Origin of the sequence: Butyricicoccus sp. AM27-36, assembly GCF_003480945.1 — a bacterium.
GTDB lineage: Bacteria > Bacillota > Clostridia > Oscillospirales > Butyricicoccaceae > Agathobaculum > Agathobaculum butyriciproducens.
Genome location: NZ_QUJR01000008.1, coordinates 62,590 through 80,277, shown reverse-complemented (window position 1 = coordinate 80,277; position 17,688 = coordinate 62,590). Strand labels below are relative to the sequence as shown.

The following is a 17,688-nucleotide window of genomic DNA, read 5'->3' as shown; positions in this document are numbered from 1 at the left end:
GCCTCCTTACACGTCGACCGTGAAGATGCCCGGCGTCTCGTAGACGGTGACGCCCTCCACGATCTCGCCGGTCTCGGTCAGGGTTGCGATGTCGCCGGTGTAGCTGAGCAGCTTCTTCAGATCGGCCCAGCGGGTCGACTCCTCGACCTTTACGAGCTCGCCGTAGCCGTTGGCCTTGAGCCACGGCACCAGCTTGGTCTCGTCGAGCTTGGTCTTGGTTGTGCCCTTCTTGAAGGTCAGGGTGCCAGAGAGGAGGCGGTACTTCTCCGTCGTCTTGGTCTCCTTGTGGGGGACGGTGGCGAAGAAGTCGGCCAGACAGCTCGTGAGGTACGAGGTGCCGTTCTCCATGCGCTTGCGGGCGGCGGCGACTTTCTCGTTGATGGCCGCGATCTGCTCGTCGGCCAGAGCCTTCAGACGGTCGTACTCGCTGCGCTCGTCTGCGATCTTGCGGATGGCCCAGTCGGCACAGCGGTCGTCGGTGATGCGGAACGGGGCGCGCTCGCTCTCTGCGACGGTGCCGAGGTCGACCTGCTTCAGCTCGTCCAGTGTGGCAGCAGGCAGCAGCTCGGCCTCCTGCGTGGTGGTGGCCTCTGTGTCTGCCTGCTCGACAGCGAGGGCCGCGGTGGTCTTATCGCTCATTGTTGTGCTCCTTTCTTTCGGTGACGTTGAAGGTGAGCATCACGCCGCAGGTGACAGGGGTGACGCTCTCGAGCTCGAGGTCGCGGCCGCTGCGGAGGTGCAGGGTCTCGCCCGGCTTCATTTCGGTGAGGTGTTTCATCTGGTACTCCTTTCTGCAAAGAAACGGTGCCCGCCTTCCTCGATGACGAAGATCTGACTCTCGTGGAAGTCGCTGGTCACGAGGGCGGGGTTGTAGAAGTAGAGGATCGGCTCGTCCACGACGGTCTCGCCTCGGTCGAACACGGCCGCGACGGCGTCCTTGACGCGCTGTGTGGGATCCGGCCGGCTCTTGGTGTAGCTGTAAAGGACGACGGCCTCAGAGGGATCGACGCCGCGCTTCTCGGCTGCGTTGAGGATGCACTGAGCGACGAGCATCTGGCCCTCGAAGGACTCCCCGCCTGCCTCGGCCATGACCACGTGCTCGACGACGTCGCGCTCAGCGTCGGTCAGAGGGTAGCGCACGGCGGGCTCGGTCGGCTCCGCGGTCTCAGCGGCCGGGGCGGGGGTGTTTGGGATGTATGTGCCGACGGTGGTGGTCGGCGGCAGGATGTTGGTCTCCTGCTTGCTGCCGGCCGGGGTGGTGAAGATTGCCACAGAGATGCCGCCCAGCAGAAGGACGGCAGCGGCCAGCGTGGCAGCTCTCAGGGCTTTCCTCTTGGCACGACGGCGCCGGCGTGTTATACTTGCGGTGCGGGATCCGTATGCTGGCAGGCTGCTGGATCTTCTCGCATGGGTCGCCCGGTCGCAACGGGCGGCCCTTTCTTTTGTGGTTTCCATTGGTTTCTCCTTTCACTGAGCCCGTGCGACGGTCAGATCACAGAGGGCGTGAGTGAGGTCGCTGAACTCGGTCTCTCGGACGGTGTCAGCGGTCAGCAGCACAAGGTAGTCATTGTCGTAGTAGTCGATCTCGGGGTGCCGCTGCCGGTTTACTTCGTTTTTGTGGCGGGCGTAGGGCTCGGCACGGTTCCAGACGTCGTCAGGGATCCAGCGGTCGAGGCGATCCTCGACGCGCTCGCGCAGCTCCTCGCTCGTGATCGTGATCTCCGGGCTCATGCTGTCACCTCCGCGCCACGCGGGCCGGGAGTGTCTGTTCCGGGCGAGTCAGGCCCTTGCTGAAGCTCTGCGGCTCATATCTGACGCCCACGATCCGGCGGCCGCTGACGCCGTACTTGGGGTTGTAGCCAAACAGGTTGACGTAGCTGCCGAGATCCTCGCGCTCGTCGTCCATCGCCTTCAGCACCTCGAACAGGGCCAGCACGTCGTCGATGGCGCGATGGCTGTTCTGCACCTTGCCGGTGAGGTCGTAGGCGATGATCGCGTTGGCGAGCTTGTGCGGGTAGGCCCTGCGGTCTTTGTAGACCGTCAGACTGTCCAGCCAGTCGATCCGGCCGACCTTCTGGCCTCGGAGCAGGCCACGGAGGAAACAGGCGTCGAACTGTGCATTGTGGGCGATCATCAGGGTCGGGCCGTTCTGCATGAGCTTGGCGATCTGGCCGGCTGCCTTGACCGGCTGCACGCCCTCGGTCTGGAGCCGCTCGTCGGTGATGCCGGTCAGGCTGACGATGTTCTCCGGGAGGGTCTCGTCCTCGGGCAGCTTGATGAAGGTGTCCATCTTGCCGGCGATTCGTAGGCCGCCGGTGGCCGTGCGCTCCACGCGCAGGGCGGCGAGCTCGATGATCTGGTCGTTGTCGAAGTCGAGGCCGCTGGTCTCGGTATCAAACACGACGAGGGCCTTGTAGCGGTCGAACAGGGTGGAGAGGTTACTCATGCCGGGCCTCCTTCTCGCGGGTAGCTCTCAGGGTGCCGAGCATAAACGAGAGGGCCGTGGTCAGTTGATCCTCGGTGGCGAAGGTGCCGCCGAACTGCTCGGCCAGCGCTGCGATGATCTCGCCGGCGTGCTCCGGCGTGACGTCGTCTGTGGCTTCGTCGTCCTCGACGGAGATCAGGAGATCGGAGTCCAGATAACAAGCGGGGCGCAGGCCGCGGCTGCCGCTGAAGGCGTTGTTCCAGTTCAGAGTGCCATCGGAGCAGACGAAGCGGGCGAGTGACTCGTAGCCGTTAGACTTCGTGCTGAAGGCGGTGGACAGCCACCACCAGTCGTCTGCGTTCGAGATGACGTCGCGGTTGCGCCGGTACTGGTCGACCGTCAGCAGGAAGATGGTGACGGTGCAGGTGCCGTAGTCCTTCAGGCCGTCGTCGGTGGTCAGGTCGAGCTCCGTGGTCAGGAAGGCGTTGGGGCCGTTCACGTCCTCGAGCAGGTTGTCGAGGTAGGTGCCGTTGAGGTATTCCTTGCTGCTGGCGACGGCGAAGTTGTTGCAGTTGCCCTCGTCAAAGGCTCGGGTCTCGATGATGTCCTTGCTCAGGCAGAGTGCGCGGCCATCATCATTCTCCAGCAGGATCCAGCTCTGGCCGGCATAGTCGAAGGCCGTGCCGCGGGCGGCGTTCTTGAGTGCGATCTTTTTCATGTGGTTGCTCCTTTCGTTCTCTGCGGCCGAGCCTTCTGGCTGGCCTGAATGTTCGGCAGGGTCTCGCCGGCGCGGAGCCGGCTCTCACAGTGCGGGCAGATGTAGCCGGTGCGGGGGATCTTCTGGTAGATGCTGACGTTCCAGTCGAGCCCGCAGCCGACGCACTTGGCTGTCATGGGCCTCCACCTCCTTCCGCAGCCAGAGCCTCGAAAACGTAGCGCCGGATACGGTTGCGGTACTTCTTCCGGGTTCTGGCTTTCTTTGCGTGGGCCGCGAGGTGCAGCCACTTCGGCGGCACTCCGATGGCTCTGACCGATACCTTCCATAGCTTTTTGAAGGCAGAGAGCACGGCGTTGATGGCCGGCTTCATGGCTTCGGCCAGCTTGGCGGCGATTTCCCGCAGCACGTCGGCCAGTCTATCGAAGGCTTCGCGGGCCTGCTGCATCTTCTCGTGATCGGCGAGCGCCATGCTGCCGTCGTAGACGTAGGGGCTCAGCTCGTCATCGCCGCCGTCGGCCAGACGCTCGCAGAACGGGAGGCCGGCAGCTTCGGCAGCCTTGCGGCCCTCCTCGAGGGTGTCCCGGCCTTGCGTGACTTCGCAATAGTCCGCGAGGTGGTTGTGGCCGCCTTCGTAGTGCCAGCGGATCCCTGCGGCGATCTCGTCGATGGTCATGCCCTCACCGAAGTGGCCGCAGTAGTAGCCGTTGACGATGACGGCGTCCGGGTCTGCCTTCAGGATCCCGATGGCGTCGTTGAGGTCGTCGGTCTCCCACTCGCCGTTCCAGATGTCGCTCCAGATCGTCAGGGCGTTCCACGAGCGGCCGGTGCGATACACGATTGTCCAGCCGATGCCGTCGCGGATCTCCGCGGCGAAGTCTCGGGCGATGTCTCTCAGTGCTGCCATGCTGGTGCCTCCTCTCTGGTGATGTGCACGACGGTGACGAGGTCGTCGATCTCGTGCTTGGTGGTGTATGTGTCCCGCTCGTCGAGCCCGATGTGCCGTAGCAGCGTCTCGGGCCCATCCAGCAGGAAGGCGGTGACGGCCACGGCGTTCAGCCGGTAGACCGTGACCTCCACGGTGCAGCAGGTGTCGTCCTCGTCCAGCGTGGACGGGAACGAGGCCCGGCAGATTGGGGTCGCCTCGTATCTGAAGGCGGTCGCGCGGTTCTCGCCGGTGATGATGTCCTTCACGAACTCCTCGAAGGCTTTGCGAGGGATTGAGCTGCGGTACTTGTTCAGCGTGACGTCGGCGAGCTGCCGGATGGCTTTGGTGTTCATGTTCCGCACCTCCTCAGCAGGCGTCACCGTGCGGGCCGACGACCGTGACATGCTTGGTGTTACCGTCTTTGTCCTCGTAGATTTCCTCGACGCTGTTGTCGGCCCAGTTGATCGTCTCCTTGAGCCGCCAGCACCGAGCGTCGTCCGCAGCTTTGGCGGCTTCGCGCGCTTCTTGCTGGAGCTCCTTCAGGCGTCCGAACTCGCTTAGCGTCAGGCTTGCAAAGGGTTCGCTCAGCGCGTAGTCGCTGAGGTAGAAGCTGATAAAGCTATGGCTCCAGCCGGCGTTATGCCAGCCGCTCGTTGCTTTTTCGGCGAAGGCTATGAGCTCGGCGTCGTCCTCGATGGGGCCGCGCTTGCGGTGTTCAAAGATGAACTCGTCGCGGGAAAAGACGGGTTTCCCGTTTACATAGCCGTACACATTGGGGTTGTGTGTCATGGTGGTCTCCTTTCGTCTTGGCCCGGCCAGAGCCGGGGATCTTAGTGGTGTCGAGTCCCTGAAAAGCAGAAACACGACCGCCGGATCGCTTCAGAGAGCAGCGCGGAGGGGGGTGCGCAGCTCGTCCATTTTCAGCGTCGGGGTCGTGTGATCGTTTTCATGTTGGGCTCTCCTTTCTTCGGCCCGGCGCTGCCGGGTGTTCTTGGCTACTGTGCGGCCGGTGCTCGTTTACCTCTGCGCTTGAAGCTCTCACGCAGCCGCCTCTCGGCGAGCTCTGCGCTGTACCCTTCGCGCTGGTTGGCGTCCAGCGCGCCGGTCGCGCCTCGCTGGAGCTCCTTGTAGATCGTGGTGTGGTGGACGCTCAGGCGGGCCGCGATGTCGACCGGCCGATCTCCGAGCAGATGCCACGCCTCGATCTTCTTCCTGTCCTCGAAGGTCAGGTAGCGGTACTTTCCCGTCAGTCTCACCTCCGTCCTATGGGGTTGTAGTAAAGAAAAAACGCACAGCCGACTCGTTTGAGTCTCTGTGCGTTTAATGATAATGGATGGCTACGCCGTCATAATCTGTCGCTTTAACTTGCTATCACGGCTCTTTTCTGCTATAGTATTATTAGTATGCTAAAATTTTTTGTGAAAAAGAGGAGTAAATGCAAGTGAAACAATTAGGACTGTTAATTCGACTGATTATCGGCATCATCGCCGGTATCCTCATCGGTATGTGCGGACAGTGGTTCGGCATCGCGGACACTGGGTTCTTCGTTGCCATCATCCGCCTGCTGGCAACCTTTACCTCGCTGTTCTCAACCTTCCTGTCATTCATGATCCCGCTGATCATCCTGTCGTTCATCACGGTCGGCATGGCAGAGCTTGGCAAGAAGGCCAACCGTCTGTTCGGTCTGACCCTGCTGCTGGCCTACGGCACAACCGTTATTTCCGGCCTGCTGACCTTCTTCATCGGCAAGGCCGTTCTGCCGGGGATCATTCAACCCATCACCGGCGATGTACTCGAGAGCAACGCCTTCGAGCCGCTGTTCTCCATCACGGTTGACCCGGTGTTCGGCGTTATGACTGCACTTGTGCTCGCGTTCGTGATCGGCATCGGCATGGCAAACCTTAAGGGCGATTCCCTGCTGAACGTTTTCCGCGATCTGCAGAAGATCGTTACCGGCGTACTCAGCCGTATTATCATTCCGCTGATCCCGATCCACATCGCAGGTCTGTTCGCCAACATCGCAGCCGAGGGCCGTCTGGCGGCTACCGTCAAGATGTTCGCTTCCCTGTATGCCATTATTATTGTGCTGCAGCTGCTGTACATCGTGTCTCAGTTTGGTCTGGCAAGCATTGTCTGCCGCAAGAACCACTTCAAAAGCATGAAGAACGCCGCTCCGGCATACTTTACCGCACTCGGCACCCAGTCGTCTGCATCGACTATTCCGATTGCGCTGAACTGTGCATATAATAACAATATAAATAACGACGTTGCCGACTTTGTCGTTCCGCTGTGCGCTACCATCAACCTCAACGGCGATACCATCTGCCTCGTACTCGGCTCGATGGGCATCATGCTTGCAAGCGGCATAACCCCGACCTTTGCCATGTTTGCTCCGTTTGTATTCATGCTGGGCGTTACCATGGTTGCGGCTCCGGGTGTACCGGGCGGCGGTGTTATGTCGGCACTGGGCCTGATCACCTCGATGCTCGGCTTCACGGACCCGATGCAGCAGCTTATCATCGCCCTGCACTTCTCGCAGGACAGCTTCGGCACTGCTACCAACGTCACCGGCGACCAGGCGATTGCCCTCATCGTGGACAAGGTAGACCGTTCTGCTTCCGAAAAATAACCGGAAAGTTGTTTCCATAGCCATCCCCCGGTCATAAAACAACTTCTAATCCTGAAAGGCGGCGATTCCGGTAAATGGATATTCTGCTCGATATTGTGCATTCAGTTGACTACGGCGTTCTCGCGTACATCTCGGAGCACTGGCGCGGTGGTCTGTCCGACACAGTCTGGAAGGTGTTCTCCCTGATGGGCAGCTACGGTGCTGTCTGGATTACGCTTGCCGTACTGCTGCTGTTCTTCCGGCGAACACGCCGCGCCGGTGCGGCGATGCTGATCGCGCTCGGCGTCGGCTTTCTGCTTGGCAACGTGTTCCTCAAGAACCTTGTCATGCGGCCGCGTCCATTTGTCACCCACACCGACCTGACGGCGCTGCTCGTTCCGGAGGACCCGTGGTCGTTTCCGTCCGGACACACGCTCAGCTCGTTTGCGGCAGCTTCGGCGCTGTACTTCTTCCACCATAAAACCGGTTTTCTGGCCTTTCTGCTGGCGGCAGCCATTGCGTTTTCGCGGCTGTATGCCAGCGTCCATTACCCGACCGACGTACTGGCCGGAGCGGTCATCGGCGTGCTGTGCGGCATTATCGCTGCATGGCTGACCGACCGCGTTACCGACCAGTGCCACACACTCCGGCTGAGAAAGGGCAAAAAATGAATCAATACAAACGCCTTCTCGGCAATACCTTTATCTTTGCGATAGGCACGTTCAGTTCCAAGATTCTCGTCATCCTCATGCTGCGTTTCTACACCGGCATGATGACGCAGGATGAAATGGGTGTCGCCGACCTGATCATCAAGACCACCAGTATTCTGTATCCGGTGGTGTCGCTGTCCATCGGACAGGCGGTCATCCGCTACGGACTTGAGCGCAAGTATTACAAGCGCAGTGTGTTTACCATTGCGCTTGTGACCGTGCTGTGCGGCTTTATTATCGCACTGCCGTTCCATCCGCTGCTGAGTCTCATCCACTATAACACCTCGGCGGGTGTTACCGGCTCACTGCTTGAGTATCAGTGGATCATCTACCTGTATGTTCTGACCTCGTGCACGCAGAATGTGTGCAGCCAGTTCATCCGCGCGCTCGGCCACGTCCGCCTGTACGCGATCGACGGCATTTTCCGTACGTTCGTCACCATCATGCTGAACATCCTCTACCTGAAGGTGTTCCGCTGGAACATCCTCGGCTATGTGTTCTCCATCATCTGCTCGGACGCGCTTTCCACTGTTTGCCTGTTCATTATTGCCGGTTTGTGGAAGTACGTCAAGCTCAAGCGTCTGGACATGCACCTGTGGCGCGGCATGCTGGCATACTCGCTTCCGCTCGTACCGGATGCGATTCTCGTGTATATCATTGGCTTCTCGGATCAGGTGTTCCTCGCTTCCATGCAGGATACTGCAGTCAGCGCCATCTACTCGATCTCCTACCGTGTGCCGACACTGATCGCGCTTGTTGCGTCCATCTTTGTTGATGCATGGCAGATATCCATGGTCAACAACAACACCAAGGAGGAGCAGATCACGTTCTTCTCGAACGTCGGCAACACATACTCGTCCATCGTGTTCATCATCGCGTCCGGCGGCGTAATGTGCGCCAAGCTGGCTATGACGGTTCTTGCCGTGCCCAGCTACTATATCGGCTGGACGTTCATCCCGATTCTGGCGGTCGGCGCGGGCTTCAACTGCCTGTCCAGCTTCCAGAAAAGCGTGTACCTGCTGGAAAAGAAGACGGTCGCGTCCTTCCTGTCCACGGCGTTCTCCGCGGTCATCAACATCGGTCTGAACGCTCTGCTCATCCCGCGGATGGGCGGCACAGGTGCGGCGCTGGCAACGCTCATCAGCTATGTGGCTCTGTTCCTGTACCGTGCAATCGACAGCCGTCGGTTCATGCCGGTCCGCTGGAAGGTGCCGCGCCTGACGCTGACCGTGATTTTGCTTGCCGTGCAGTCCGTACTCATGCTGCTCGAGCCGCCGCTGTGGCTCGTCTGGCAGATTGCACTGTTCGGCGCGGTTGTGGCACTCAACAGCCGCGAGATGCTGCTCAGTGTCAAAAAGCTGCTGCATCGAGCATAAGTTTATATGCAAAGGGAATGCCTGCGGGGTGTTCCCTTTTTTGCGCTCCGAAAAGGAGAATGGCAGTCGGGTTATTCTTGCGTTTGTTTCGCAACCTATTCGCAGTTCACAGATAGCGTACTGCTACACATGCGGTTTACTCTTCGCAGGCGCGGCACAAGGTAAATTGCCCGAAGGGCAAAAGAAACCGCTCTTCACTCTGAGGATAATTCTCCATTACTCAACCGAATGGAACGAAAAAAAGACAGACGAAAAATCGTCTGTCTTTTTGCGTTAGATGGAAAAATTAAGCGTTCCGTTATTGACAAGATCCTCGAGCGTGACCGAATCAACATAATTATTGATTGCGTCATACAATCCGCGCCAAAAGCTGAGCGTAATGCATTCATCTACACGAGGACAATCCACCGGCTCGTGCTCCAAACACGCCACCGGCGCAAGAGAGCCTTCGGTAATACGCAGAATATCTCCCACGGTATACTCCGAAGGATGCCGCGCCAGCTGATAGCCGCCCTGTGCGCCTCGCGTCGAGATAACAAAGCCCGCACGCGAAAGCTGCACCACGATCTGCTCCAGATACTTGGCCGAGATCTGCTGTCGCTTGGAGATATCGCGCAGCGGAATGTAGCCGCCTGCGTCATGCTGCGCCAGGTCGATCATCAGACGAAGCGCATATCTTCCTTTGGTTGAAATCTTCATAGTTGCAAATTCCCCTTTTTACTAATATACCACAGGTTTACTATGAATTCAAGTCCAAACCGATTTTTATTTACAATTTTTTCAGAATTGCCTCAATATGCTCATTGGCCTGCTCTACTTCCCAGTACAGCTCGGTCGCGGAGATACGCTCTGCGCCATGGCCGAGAATGATCATCTGCTCCATGCCGTCCGAGGTAGCCACACGAACACGGTGCTTGCGCGACAGGTCGTAGGACGCCTGCTCAATGTACATATCCGCGGTTTCGGCCTCCTTGGTGTAGACGATATGGATACCGCCGCGCTGCTCGATCGAGCCGGTGCCGCCTTTGACCTTATAGGCATCGAACACGAGAATAAGATGACACCTGCGCACGCCCTGATAATTGCTCAGCACGTTGACGAGCGCTTCGCGGGCGGCGTTGACATCACGGGCGGCAATGTCGCGCAGCTCGTCCCACGAGAAGATGATGTTGTAGCCGTCCACGAGCAGATAATCGTCCTCACGGATGCGGGTGACGTACAGTTGCTCGAGCGTCGCGGCCTTTTTACGGCTCTGCTGGAAGGCTTCAAAGCCGCGGTTTTTGACCGGACCGTAAGTGCGTTCAAACAAGGCCCGCAGTTCCGCATCGCCGCCGAAGCCGTCTCCGCCGCCCGTACCGGAGGAACGCACCGGACGGACTTGTTCCGGCTCTTCTTCCTTAGGTTTAAGCACATTTGAGGTATCCACATGCGCGTGCTCCGGCACTTCATCCCACTTAACAACATAGCCTGCACCGTGCGAGCAGAACACGGAATCCGGCGTATTTTCCACATCGGCGGTCGGGTCGTAGGCGGCTGCCGAGATGACTTCCTCCGCGTTGTGGCAGGGTGCGTAGCCGTCCGGTGTGCACGACAGCCGACCGCGTCCCTTGGTGTACGCCGCGACCTCGGTCCAGTAGTTGCGCATGGTGGAGACCGGCGCCGTTCCGGTCAGAAGCGAGCCGTGAGCACCCTGCTCGGGCGGCTCGAACGTGCCGTTCATTCGCTGAATGTCGGTCATGGCGCGTCCGACGCACTCGTCCGGCAGCTCCAGCCGGAAGACGTAATACGGCTCGAGCAGCAGGCTCTCGGTGCGCATCAGGCCGTTGCGGACAGCGCGGTAGGTCGCCTCGCGGAAGTCACCGCCTTCCGTGTGCTTGACGTGTGCGCGGCCTGCAAGGATGGTTATCTTCACATCCGTGATGGGTGCACCGGTCAGCACGCCCAAGTGCGTTTTTTCCGCCAGATGCGTGAGGATCAATCGCTGCCAGTTCAGGTCGAGCACATCGGTCGGACACGCCGTTGACAGCTGAATGCCGCTGCCGCGCTCTGCCGGTTCAAGCAGCAGATGCACCTCGGCGTAATGCCGCAGCGGCTCGAAATGGCCGATGCCGATCACCGGCTCGGTGATGGTCTCGCGGTAGACGATACTGCCCTCGTCAATGGTCACATCCACGCCGAAGCGTTCCGCGATAACGCTGGTTAGGATCTCCAGCTGTACCTCGCCCATCAGCTGCAGGTGAATCTCGCCAAGCCGCTCGTTCCACACCACGCGAAGCTGCGGGTCCTCCTCCTCGAGCTGGCGCAGATTGCGCAGCATGACATGCGCGTCACACCCTTCCGGCAGGCACACGCGGTACCCGAGAACGGGTTCCAGAACCGGCGGCAGCGCACCGGCTTCCGCGCCAAGACCCATACCCGGACGGGTATGGGTGAGCCCAGTTACGGCGCATACCATGCCGCTCTCGACGCGCTCGGCCGTGCGGAATTTTTCACCCGAGTAGATGCGGATGCCGCTCACCTTTTCCTGCCAGCCGCCGTCCTCGCCGCCCGAAAGCTGCTCACGCACGGACAGCGCACCGCCGGTGATTTTGAGATATGACAGGCGGTTGCCCTGTGCGTCACGCGCGATTTTGAACACACGCGCACCGAAGTCCGCGCCGTACTGCGGTGCAGGAAGATAGCGTTCCAGACCATCCAGCAGCGCGTCCACGCCGTCCAGTTTGAGCGCCGAGCCGAAGTAGCACGGGAACGCTTTTCGTTCCGCAACCAGCTGTGCGATCTGGCTGTCGTCCATCATTCCTGTCTCGAGGTACTGCTCGAGCAGACCTTCATCGCACACGGCAAGCTCCTCTGCCATTGTAGCCGTCGAAGTGAAGTCCACGCAGCCGCTGTCCAGCCGCGATTTCAGCTCCTGCAGGAGTGCATTTCGGTCTGCGCCGTCCAAATCCATCTTGTTGATGAACAGAAACGTCGGAATTCCCTGCCGCGTCAGCAGCCGCCACAGCGTTTCCGTATGCGCCTGCACGCCGTCCGTGCCGCTGATGACCAGCACCGCACAGTCGAGCACCTGCAGCGTGCGTTCCATCTCCGCCGAAAAGTCAACGTGCCCGGGCGTGTCCAGCAGTGTGACCTCTGTATGCGGCAGGGAGAACTCCGCCTGCTTGGAGAAAATTGTGATGCCGCGCGCGCGCTCAAGCGCAAACGTGTCGAGGAACGCATCCTGATGGTCCACGCGGCCTAATTTTTTCAGTGCACCCGCCTGATACAGCATGGCTTCCGATAGGGTGGTTTTTCCGGCATCAACGTGTGCCGTGATGCCAATACAGATATGTTTCATAGCAAAATTCGCTTTCATATTCGAGTGATTCTAACTCCTACTATTATCGCAGGTTTTGCGTGATTCTTCAAGGCATAGCATGTATTCTTTCCCGTTATATCGTCATAAACAACAGATATTGGACAAATTTCTTGTGCAGGTTTACAATAGAACCATCAGCAAAGGCGCTGAAACCTACCGACTAAGGGGTTTCAGCACCTTTTTGTTTTCTTGTATTCCAAATCTTAACAGGAGCGATAGATATGCAGTATGAAATTTCCAACCGAATGTCTGACGTACACGGTTCGGCCATCCGCGAGCTGTTCAAGCTGGGCGCGGACCCGAACATGATCTCGTTCGGCGGCGGCAACCCGTCCGCAGAGACCTTCCCGGTTCCCGAGATTGCGGACATCATCGCGGACGTGATGAAAAACGCACCGGTCTCTGTTCTGCAGTACGGTCTGTCCGAGGGCTACATGCCGCTGCGTGAGACCATGAAGGACTACCTCACCCGCACACAGGGTTTCGATTTTGAGGAAAATGAGCTGTTCATCCTGTCCGGCGGTCAGCAGTGCGCTGACCTGACCACCAAGGTTCTGGTAAACGAGGGAGATGTCATTCTGACCGAGGACCCTGCCTTTGTCGGCTGCCTGAACACATTCCGTTCGTATGGCGCCAAGCTGATCGGCATTCCGATGCAGCAGGACGGCATGGATACGGATGCGCTCGAGGCCGCTCTCAAGGCGCACCCCGAGGCCAAGCTGCTGTACGCGATTCCGTCGTTCCAGAACCCGTCCGGCATCACAACTACGCTTGAAAAGCGCAAAAAGGTGTATGAGCTGGCGTGCAAATACGACATTGCCATCCTCGAGGACAATCCCTACGGTGAGCTGCGCTTCTCCGGCGAGGACGTGCCAACCATCAAGTCGATGGACACCGAAGGCCGCGTCCTGTATGCAGGCAGCTTTTCCAAGGTGATGGCTCCGGCGTTCCGACTGGGCTTCCTCGTGTTCAACAAGTCGCTCACCATGCCGCTGACCATCGCCAAGCAGACCACCGATGTGCACTCTAACGTGCTGTTCCAGTATGTCTGCAACGAGTACATGACCAAGTACGATTTTGCCGCGCATCTCGACAAAGCGCGTGACGTATACCGCGCTAAGTGCAATCTCATGCTCGATACCATGCGCCGCACCTTCCATCCGGCGGTCACGTTTTCGCAGCCGGAAGGCGGCCTGTTCGCCATGGCCTTCCTGCCGGACGGCATGGATTCGCAGCCGTTTGTCCGCGAGGCGATTCAGCGCGGTGTTCTCTGCGTGCCCGGTTCGGCGTTCCTGGCAGACGAAAAGCAGGTGTCCAACGCCTTCCGCCTCAACTATTCTACCCCGACCGACGAACAGATCGTCAAGGGCATCGAAATTCTCGGCAAGCTCACCCACGAATGGATCAAGGAGTAATAAAAATGAAAGTTATGGCATTCAACGCCCGTCCGGACGAACGCGCGTTTTTCGATCACTTCAGTCAGTCGCTTAATATGAATCTTACGCTGCAGAAGGACACGCTGACCCTCGATAATGTTGCGCTGACCCGCGGCTACGACGGCATTTCCTGCACCTGCGACCTGCCTGCGCCGATTCTGGAAAAGCTGGCCGAGAACGGTGTCCGCTATGTGGCCCTGCGCACCATCGGCTACGATAATGTAGACCTCGAAGCCGCAAAGCGTCTCGGCATCCGCGTATCGCACGCCGGATATTCGCCGTATGCGGTTTCCAACTACACGGTCATGCTCATGCTGATGTGCATCCGCAAGGCCGGCTACATCATGTTCCGCTCGCACACCGCAGACTACTCGCTCGGCGCATCCGGTGCGGCGCGCGGCATGGAGATGCAGAACCTGACCGTTGGCGTCATCGGCACCGGTCGTATCGGCAAAGCCGTTATTCGCAATCTGTCCGGCTTTGGCTGCCGCATTATCGCGCATGACCCGTACCCGTCCGAGGAAATGAAGCAGATGGGCGTGGAGTACGTTTCGCTCGAGTCGCTGTACGCGCAATCCGATGTCATCACGCTGCACACCTTCCTCAACGACAGCACCTACCACATGATCAACACCGAGGCCATTCAGCAGATGAAGCCGGGTGTTGTCATCATCAACTGCGCACGTGGCGCACTGATCGACACCCGCGCTCTGATCGACGGCATTGAGTCCGGCCGTGTAGGCTCGGTCGGCGTGGACTGCTTTGAGGGTGAGGATGACGTGATCCGCGTCGATCACAATTACAACAGTCGCGTCACCAACCACGATTACATCATCCTGAAATCCTTCCAGAACACTATCGTTACCCCGCATGTTGCGTTCTTCACCGATCAGGCGGTGTTCGATATGGTTCAGTGCTCGCTCGAAAGCCTGCATCAGTTCGAACTCGGTGAAAAAGTTCCTCTCGAGGTACACGCCGCATGACCTGTCGCGGATTTACGCCATCTGCGCAAAATACCGCTCCAGATACGCAGTAAACGCGCGAATGCTCTGCGTGCGGAACCGTCCGAGCGTCTGCACATAGATATACCGGCGGCACTGTGCGTCCTTGATGTGCAGCAGGCGCACGCCTGCGTCCTCGCAGACCTGCCGCCACTCGCCGGACGCGACCAGTGCAACACCCATGCCGCACGACAGCAGTCGGATCTGCAAGGCCGCGCTGTCGCACTCGATAGCGGCGTGCATCTCCATACCTGCTGATCGAAAAATATGCTCGGAAATCTGCCGGAACGACTGCGAATTGCTCAGCACGATAAACGGGTCGTCGGCAAGTTCTGTCAGCGATACGCTTTCCCGATCGGCATACCGGTGTCCCTCGGGCACAGCCACGCACATCTCCTCATCGTACAGCAGGACGGCGCCTGCAGGCACCTCGTCCCGCGATACCGCGGAATCGAGCAGCAGGTCGCTGCCCTCGGGCGTGCTGCTGATGCGCAGATCCAGATTGCCGTACTCGGCGGAAAACCCCGCGAGTATCTCGCTGATACGCTCCGCGCACGACAGCGCACAGATACACAGACCGCCTGTCCGGTGCAGGCTCTCCTCGATCTCGCCGCGTGCGTCGCGCTCGGCTTCCAGTATCGTCCGTGCGTACCGCAGCAGGATATCTCCCTGCTCGGTGCGGCGCAATCCCTTTCCCGTTCGCTCGAATAACTCGGCTCCCAGCTCGCTTTCCAGATTCCGTATGGTTTTGGATACAGCGGGCTGTGCCACGTTCAGGCTCTCGGCGGCGCGTGTCATATTTTCGTACTTTGCTACGGCGGCAAACTGCCGAAGCTGGTATAATTCCATTGCGTTCCCCTCCATTCTATGAAAGTACAGGAAAATTTCCCTTATGATTACTCAAATTCTGCTTCAGCAGACGATCATCATGTTTCTTTTGATGATGCTCGGTCTGCTCCTCTCCCGCCGCGGCATGATAACCGAACAGGGCAGCCGTGATCTGTCCAACGTGCTGCTGTACGCAGTCATTCCGTGTGTTATCCTGCGCAGCTACATGTCCGAGTTCAGCGTGGACAAGCTGCGTGCAATGGGTATTTCGGCTGTTATCGCGGTGATCGCGTTTGTCGCGTCCATCGGCGTGGCGTACCTCACCTGCGGCACCCGGCACCGGATTGAAAACTTTGCAGTCGCGTTCGGCAACGCCGGCTTCATCGGTATTCCGCTCGTCACAGCCGTGTTCGGCGCGGAGGCGGCGTTCTACGTTGTCTCGTACAGCACGCTTGTCAATCTGCTGCAGTGGACGTACGGTATTGTTATTATATCAGGCAAAAAGGAAACCATCAATCTGAAAATGGTGTTCGTCAATCCGGTTTTCATCTCCATGGTGATCGGTCTCATCCTGTTTGTGGCTCAGCCGACGCTGCCCTCGGTCGTCACCGGCACGATCGGCTACATCGCGGATGCCAATACTGCTCTGGCGATGATTATTCTCGGTTTCTATCTGTCCAAGGTGCGCCTGCGCGACCTGTTCGTGAGTGCAAGGCTGTACGTTGTCTCTGCCGTGCGCCTGCTTGTCGTTCCGGCGGTGACGGTGCTCATCTTCCTGCTATTCCCCTTTGCCCGCGGCGAGATCACGCTGATTACGCTGATCGCAGCGGCAACGCCGGTTGCCAGCAGCACAGCCATCTTTGCGCAGAAGTTCGATCAGGATTACCGGCAGGCGGTGTCGTATGTATGCCTGTCCACCATTCTGTCCGTGGCAACGCTTCCGCTGGTAATGCTGGTGGCTGAACGCTTTCTTTCCTAAAACCAGATAACAAAAGCGGCGCAGACCGATCGGTCTGTGCCGCTTCTTTGCGTCTTCTTGAAAACGTCGTTCCGCGACAGACATTATCCCAGAACAACCTTATGGAAAGTCTTTTTGCCCTTCTTGATCATGCACTCCTCGTTAAAGAAGTCCTTGGCAAGCTGCTGCTTGAAGTCCGTGACCTTTTCACCGTCCAACGATACGCCGCCGCCCTGCACCAGCTTGCGCGCCTCGCCGTTGGAGGCTGCAAGGCCGCACTTGACGAGCAGCGTCAGCACGCCGATCTGGCCGTCGGTAAAGTCCGCGTCGGTCAGCGTGGTGGTCGGCATGTTGGCAGCCGCACCGCCGGAAACGAAGATCTCCTTGGCAGCGGTCTGTGCCTTTTCAGCCTCCTCCTTGCCGTGTACCAGAGCGGTCAGCTCGTATGCGAGGATTTCCTTTGCCTTGTTCAGCTGTGCGCCTTCCCAGTTATCCATCGCCTCGATCTCCTCAAGCGGCAGGAAGGTCAGCATACGGATGCACTTGAGCACGTCTGCATCATCGACATTGCGCCAGTACTGGTAGAAATCGTAAGGAGAAGTCTTGTTCGGATCGAGCCAAACGGCACCGGAAGCGGTCTTGCCCATCTTCTTGCCCTCGGAGTTGAGCAGCAGAGTGATGGTCATCGCGTGCGCGTCCTTGCCCAGCTTGCGGCGGATCAGCTCTGTACCGCCGAGCATGTTGCTCCACTGGTCGTTGCCGCCGAACTGCATGTTGCAGCCGTAGTTCTTGAACAGGTAGTAGAAGTCGTAGGACTGCATCGGCATGTAGTTGAACTCGAGGAAGCTCAGACCCTTCTCCATGCGCTGCTTAAAGCACTCGGCACGGAGCATATTGTTAACCGAGAAGCACGAGCCGATGTCGCGGATAAACTCGATGTAGTTGAGGTTCATCAGCCAGTCGGCATTGTTCACCATCTGCGCCTTGCCCTCACCGAATTCGATGAAGCGCTCCATCTGCTTCTTGAAGCAGTCACAGTTGTGCTGGATGGTCTCGACGGTCATCATCGAGCGCATATCGGTACGGCCGGACGGGTCGCCGATCATAGCGGTGCCGCCGCCGATCAGCGCAATCGGCTTGTTGCCTGCCATCTGCATGCGCTTCATCAGGCAGAGCGCCATAAAGTGGCCAACATGCAGGCTGTCCGCGGTCGGATCGAAGCCGATGTAGAAGGTTGCCTTGCCGTTGTTGATCATCTCGCTGATCTCTTTTTCGTTCGTTACCTGCGCGATCAGACCACGCGCTTTGAGTTCGTCGTAAAGCTGCATTATTCTGTCTCCTGTAT

21 protein-coding genes are annotated in these 17,688 nt (G+C 58.8%); 6 read left to right on the top strand and 15 right to left on the bottom strand.

All coding sequences use genetic code 11. The features are described from left to right. Nucleotides 1-6: 6 nt before the first annotated feature. The 11 genes from DW724_RS11485 to DW724_RS11435 form a co-directional block, all read right to left on the bottom strand. On the bottom strand, nucleotides 7-639 hold the full coding sequence (locus tag DW724_RS11485; RefSeq protein WP_118761566.1) for a host-nuclease inhibitor Gam family protein: 633 nt from the start codon (nucleotides 637-639) through the stop codon (nucleotides 7-9). After that, nucleotides 629-778 carry a hypothetical protein gene (locus DW724_RS11480; protein WP_008981455.1) on the bottom strand — a complete coding sequence of 50 codons (150 nt, stop codon included), beginning with the start codon at nucleotides 776-778 and terminating at the stop codon, nucleotides 629-631. The genes DW724_RS11485 and DW724_RS11480 overlap by 11 nt, the downstream gene beginning before the upstream one ends. After that, entirely contained in the window at nucleotides 775-1,455 is a 681-nt protein-coding gene (locus DW724_RS11475) for a cell wall hydrolase (RefSeq protein ID WP_118761565.1), read from the bottom strand. The genes DW724_RS11480 and DW724_RS11475 overlap by 4 nt, the downstream gene beginning before the upstream one ends. 12 nt (nucleotides 1,456-1,467) lie before the next feature. Beyond that, the gene (locus DW724_RS11470; protein ID WP_118761564.1) at nucleotides 1,468-1,731 is read right to left on the bottom strand and encodes a chitinase; all 264 of its coding nucleotides are present in this window, start codon (nucleotides 1,729-1,731) and stop codon (nucleotides 1,468-1,470) included. Between the two features lie 4 nt (nucleotides 1,732-1,735). Continuing rightward, complete coding sequence (locus tag DW724_RS11465) at nucleotides 1,736-2,446, bottom strand: 3'-5' exonuclease (RefSeq protein ID WP_118761563.1); 711 nt, start codon at nucleotides 2,444-2,446, stop codon at nucleotides 1,736-1,738. Next, complete coding sequence (locus DW724_RS11460) at nucleotides 2,439-3,143, bottom strand: DUF6273 domain-containing protein (RefSeq protein ID WP_118761562.1); 705 nt, start codon at nucleotides 3,141-3,143, stop codon at nucleotides 2,439-2,441. The genes DW724_RS11465 and DW724_RS11460 overlap by 8 nt, the downstream gene beginning before the upstream one ends. Further along, nucleotides 3,140-3,319 carry a hypothetical protein gene (locus tag DW724_RS11455; protein WP_118761561.1) on the bottom strand — a complete coding sequence of 60 codons (180 nt, stop codon included), beginning with the start codon at nucleotides 3,317-3,319 and terminating at the stop codon, nucleotides 3,140-3,142. The genes DW724_RS11460 and DW724_RS11455 overlap by 4 nt, the downstream gene beginning before the upstream one ends. Continuing rightward, nucleotides 3,316-4,047, bottom strand: coding sequence for a hypothetical protein (locus tag DW724_RS11450; RefSeq protein ID WP_118761560.1), 732 nt, complete (start codon nucleotides 4,045-4,047; stop codon nucleotides 3,316-3,318). Before DW724_RS11450 ends, DW724_RS11455 begins: the two co-directional genes overlap by 4 nt. Beyond that, nucleotides 4,035-4,421, bottom strand: coding sequence for a hypothetical protein (locus tag DW724_RS11445; protein WP_118761559.1), 387 nt, complete (start codon nucleotides 4,419-4,421; stop codon nucleotides 4,035-4,037). The genes DW724_RS11450 and DW724_RS11445 overlap by 13 nt, the downstream gene beginning before the upstream one ends. A 13-nt stretch (nucleotides 4,422-4,434) precedes the next feature. Next, nucleotides 4,435-4,857, bottom strand: coding sequence for a hypothetical protein (locus DW724_RS11440; protein ID WP_243105745.1), 423 nt, complete (start codon nucleotides 4,855-4,857; stop codon nucleotides 4,435-4,437). Between the two features lie 206 nt (nucleotides 4,858-5,063). Continuing rightward, complete coding sequence (locus DW724_RS11435; protein WP_020989852.1) at nucleotides 5,064-5,324, bottom strand: helix-turn-helix domain-containing protein; 261 nt, start codon at nucleotides 5,322-5,324, stop codon at nucleotides 5,064-5,066. Between the two features lie 185 nt (nucleotides 5,325-5,509). On the opposite strand from DW724_RS11435, the gene DW724_RS11430 reads away from it, so the two are divergent. From DW724_RS11430 to DW724_RS11420, 3 genes are all read left to right on the top strand, one after another. Next, nucleotides 5,510-6,697 (top strand): cation:dicarboxylate symporter family transporter, encoded by a 1,188-nt coding sequence (locus DW724_RS11430; RefSeq protein ID WP_202183526.1) that lies wholly within the window; start codon nucleotides 5,510-5,512, stop codon nucleotides 6,695-6,697. 74 nt (nucleotides 6,698-6,771) lie between these two features. Beyond that, on the top strand, nucleotides 6,772-7,347 hold the full coding sequence (locus DW724_RS11425) for a phosphatase PAP2 family protein (protein ID WP_118359676.1): 576 nt from the start codon (nucleotides 6,772-6,774) through the stop codon (nucleotides 7,345-7,347). After that, nucleotides 7,344-8,762 (top strand): lipopolysaccharide biosynthesis protein, encoded by a 1,419-nt coding sequence (locus DW724_RS11420; protein ID WP_158580301.1) that lies wholly within the window; start codon nucleotides 7,344-7,346, stop codon nucleotides 8,760-8,762. The genes DW724_RS11425 and DW724_RS11420 overlap by 4 nt, the downstream gene beginning before the upstream one ends. A gap of 273 nt (nucleotides 8,763-9,035) precedes the next feature. On the opposite strand, the gene DW724_RS11415 is transcribed toward DW724_RS11420, so the two are convergent. Further along, nucleotides 9,036-9,461: an RrF2 family transcriptional regulator gene (locus DW724_RS11415; protein WP_110436718.1), complete on the bottom strand. Its 426-nt coding sequence runs from the start codon at nucleotides 9,459-9,461 to the stop codon at nucleotides 9,036-9,038. 70 nt (nucleotides 9,462-9,531) lie between these two features. After that, nucleotides 9,532-12,099, bottom strand: a complete 2,568-nt coding sequence (locus DW724_RS11410) for a translation factor GTPase family protein (protein WP_118761629.1) — start codon at nucleotides 12,097-12,099, stop codon at nucleotides 9,532-9,534. A gap of 242 nt (nucleotides 12,100-12,341) precedes the next feature. Between DW724_RS11410 and DW724_RS11405 the strand changes: the two genes are divergently transcribed. Beyond that, the gene (locus DW724_RS11405; RefSeq protein WP_118761554.1) at nucleotides 12,342-13,535 is read left to right on the top strand and encodes an aminotransferase-like domain-containing protein; all 1,194 of its coding nucleotides are present in this window, start codon (nucleotides 12,342-12,344) and stop codon (nucleotides 13,533-13,535) included. A gap of 5 nt (nucleotides 13,536-13,540) precedes the next feature. Next, entirely contained in the window at nucleotides 13,541-14,539 is a 999-nt protein-coding gene (locus tag DW724_RS11400) for a D-isomer specific 2-hydroxyacid dehydrogenase family protein (protein ID WP_118761553.1), read from the top strand. Between the two features lie 12 nt (nucleotides 14,540-14,551). On the opposite strand, the gene DW724_RS11395 is transcribed toward DW724_RS11400, so the two are convergent. Then, nucleotides 14,552-15,406, bottom strand: coding sequence for a LysR family transcriptional regulator (locus DW724_RS11395; protein WP_158580299.1), 855 nt, complete (start codon nucleotides 15,404-15,406; stop codon nucleotides 14,552-14,554). Between the two features lie 43 nt (nucleotides 15,407-15,449). Between DW724_RS11395 and DW724_RS11390 the strand changes: the two genes are divergently transcribed. Next, the gene (locus DW724_RS11390; protein WP_118761551.1) at nucleotides 15,450-16,364 is read left to right on the top strand and encodes an AEC family transporter; all 915 of its coding nucleotides are present in this window, start codon (nucleotides 15,450-15,452) and stop codon (nucleotides 16,362-16,364) included. Nucleotides 16,365-16,447: 83 nt separating this feature from the next. Here DW724_RS11390 and tyrS read toward each other — a convergent pair whose 3' ends face one another. Then, on the bottom strand, nucleotides 16,448-17,671 hold the full coding sequence (gene tyrS, locus DW724_RS11385; RefSeq protein ID WP_118761550.1) for a tyrosine--tRNA ligase: 1,224 nt from the start codon (nucleotides 17,669-17,671) through the stop codon (nucleotides 16,448-16,450). Between the last annotated feature and the right edge of the window lie 17 nt (nucleotides 17,672-17,688).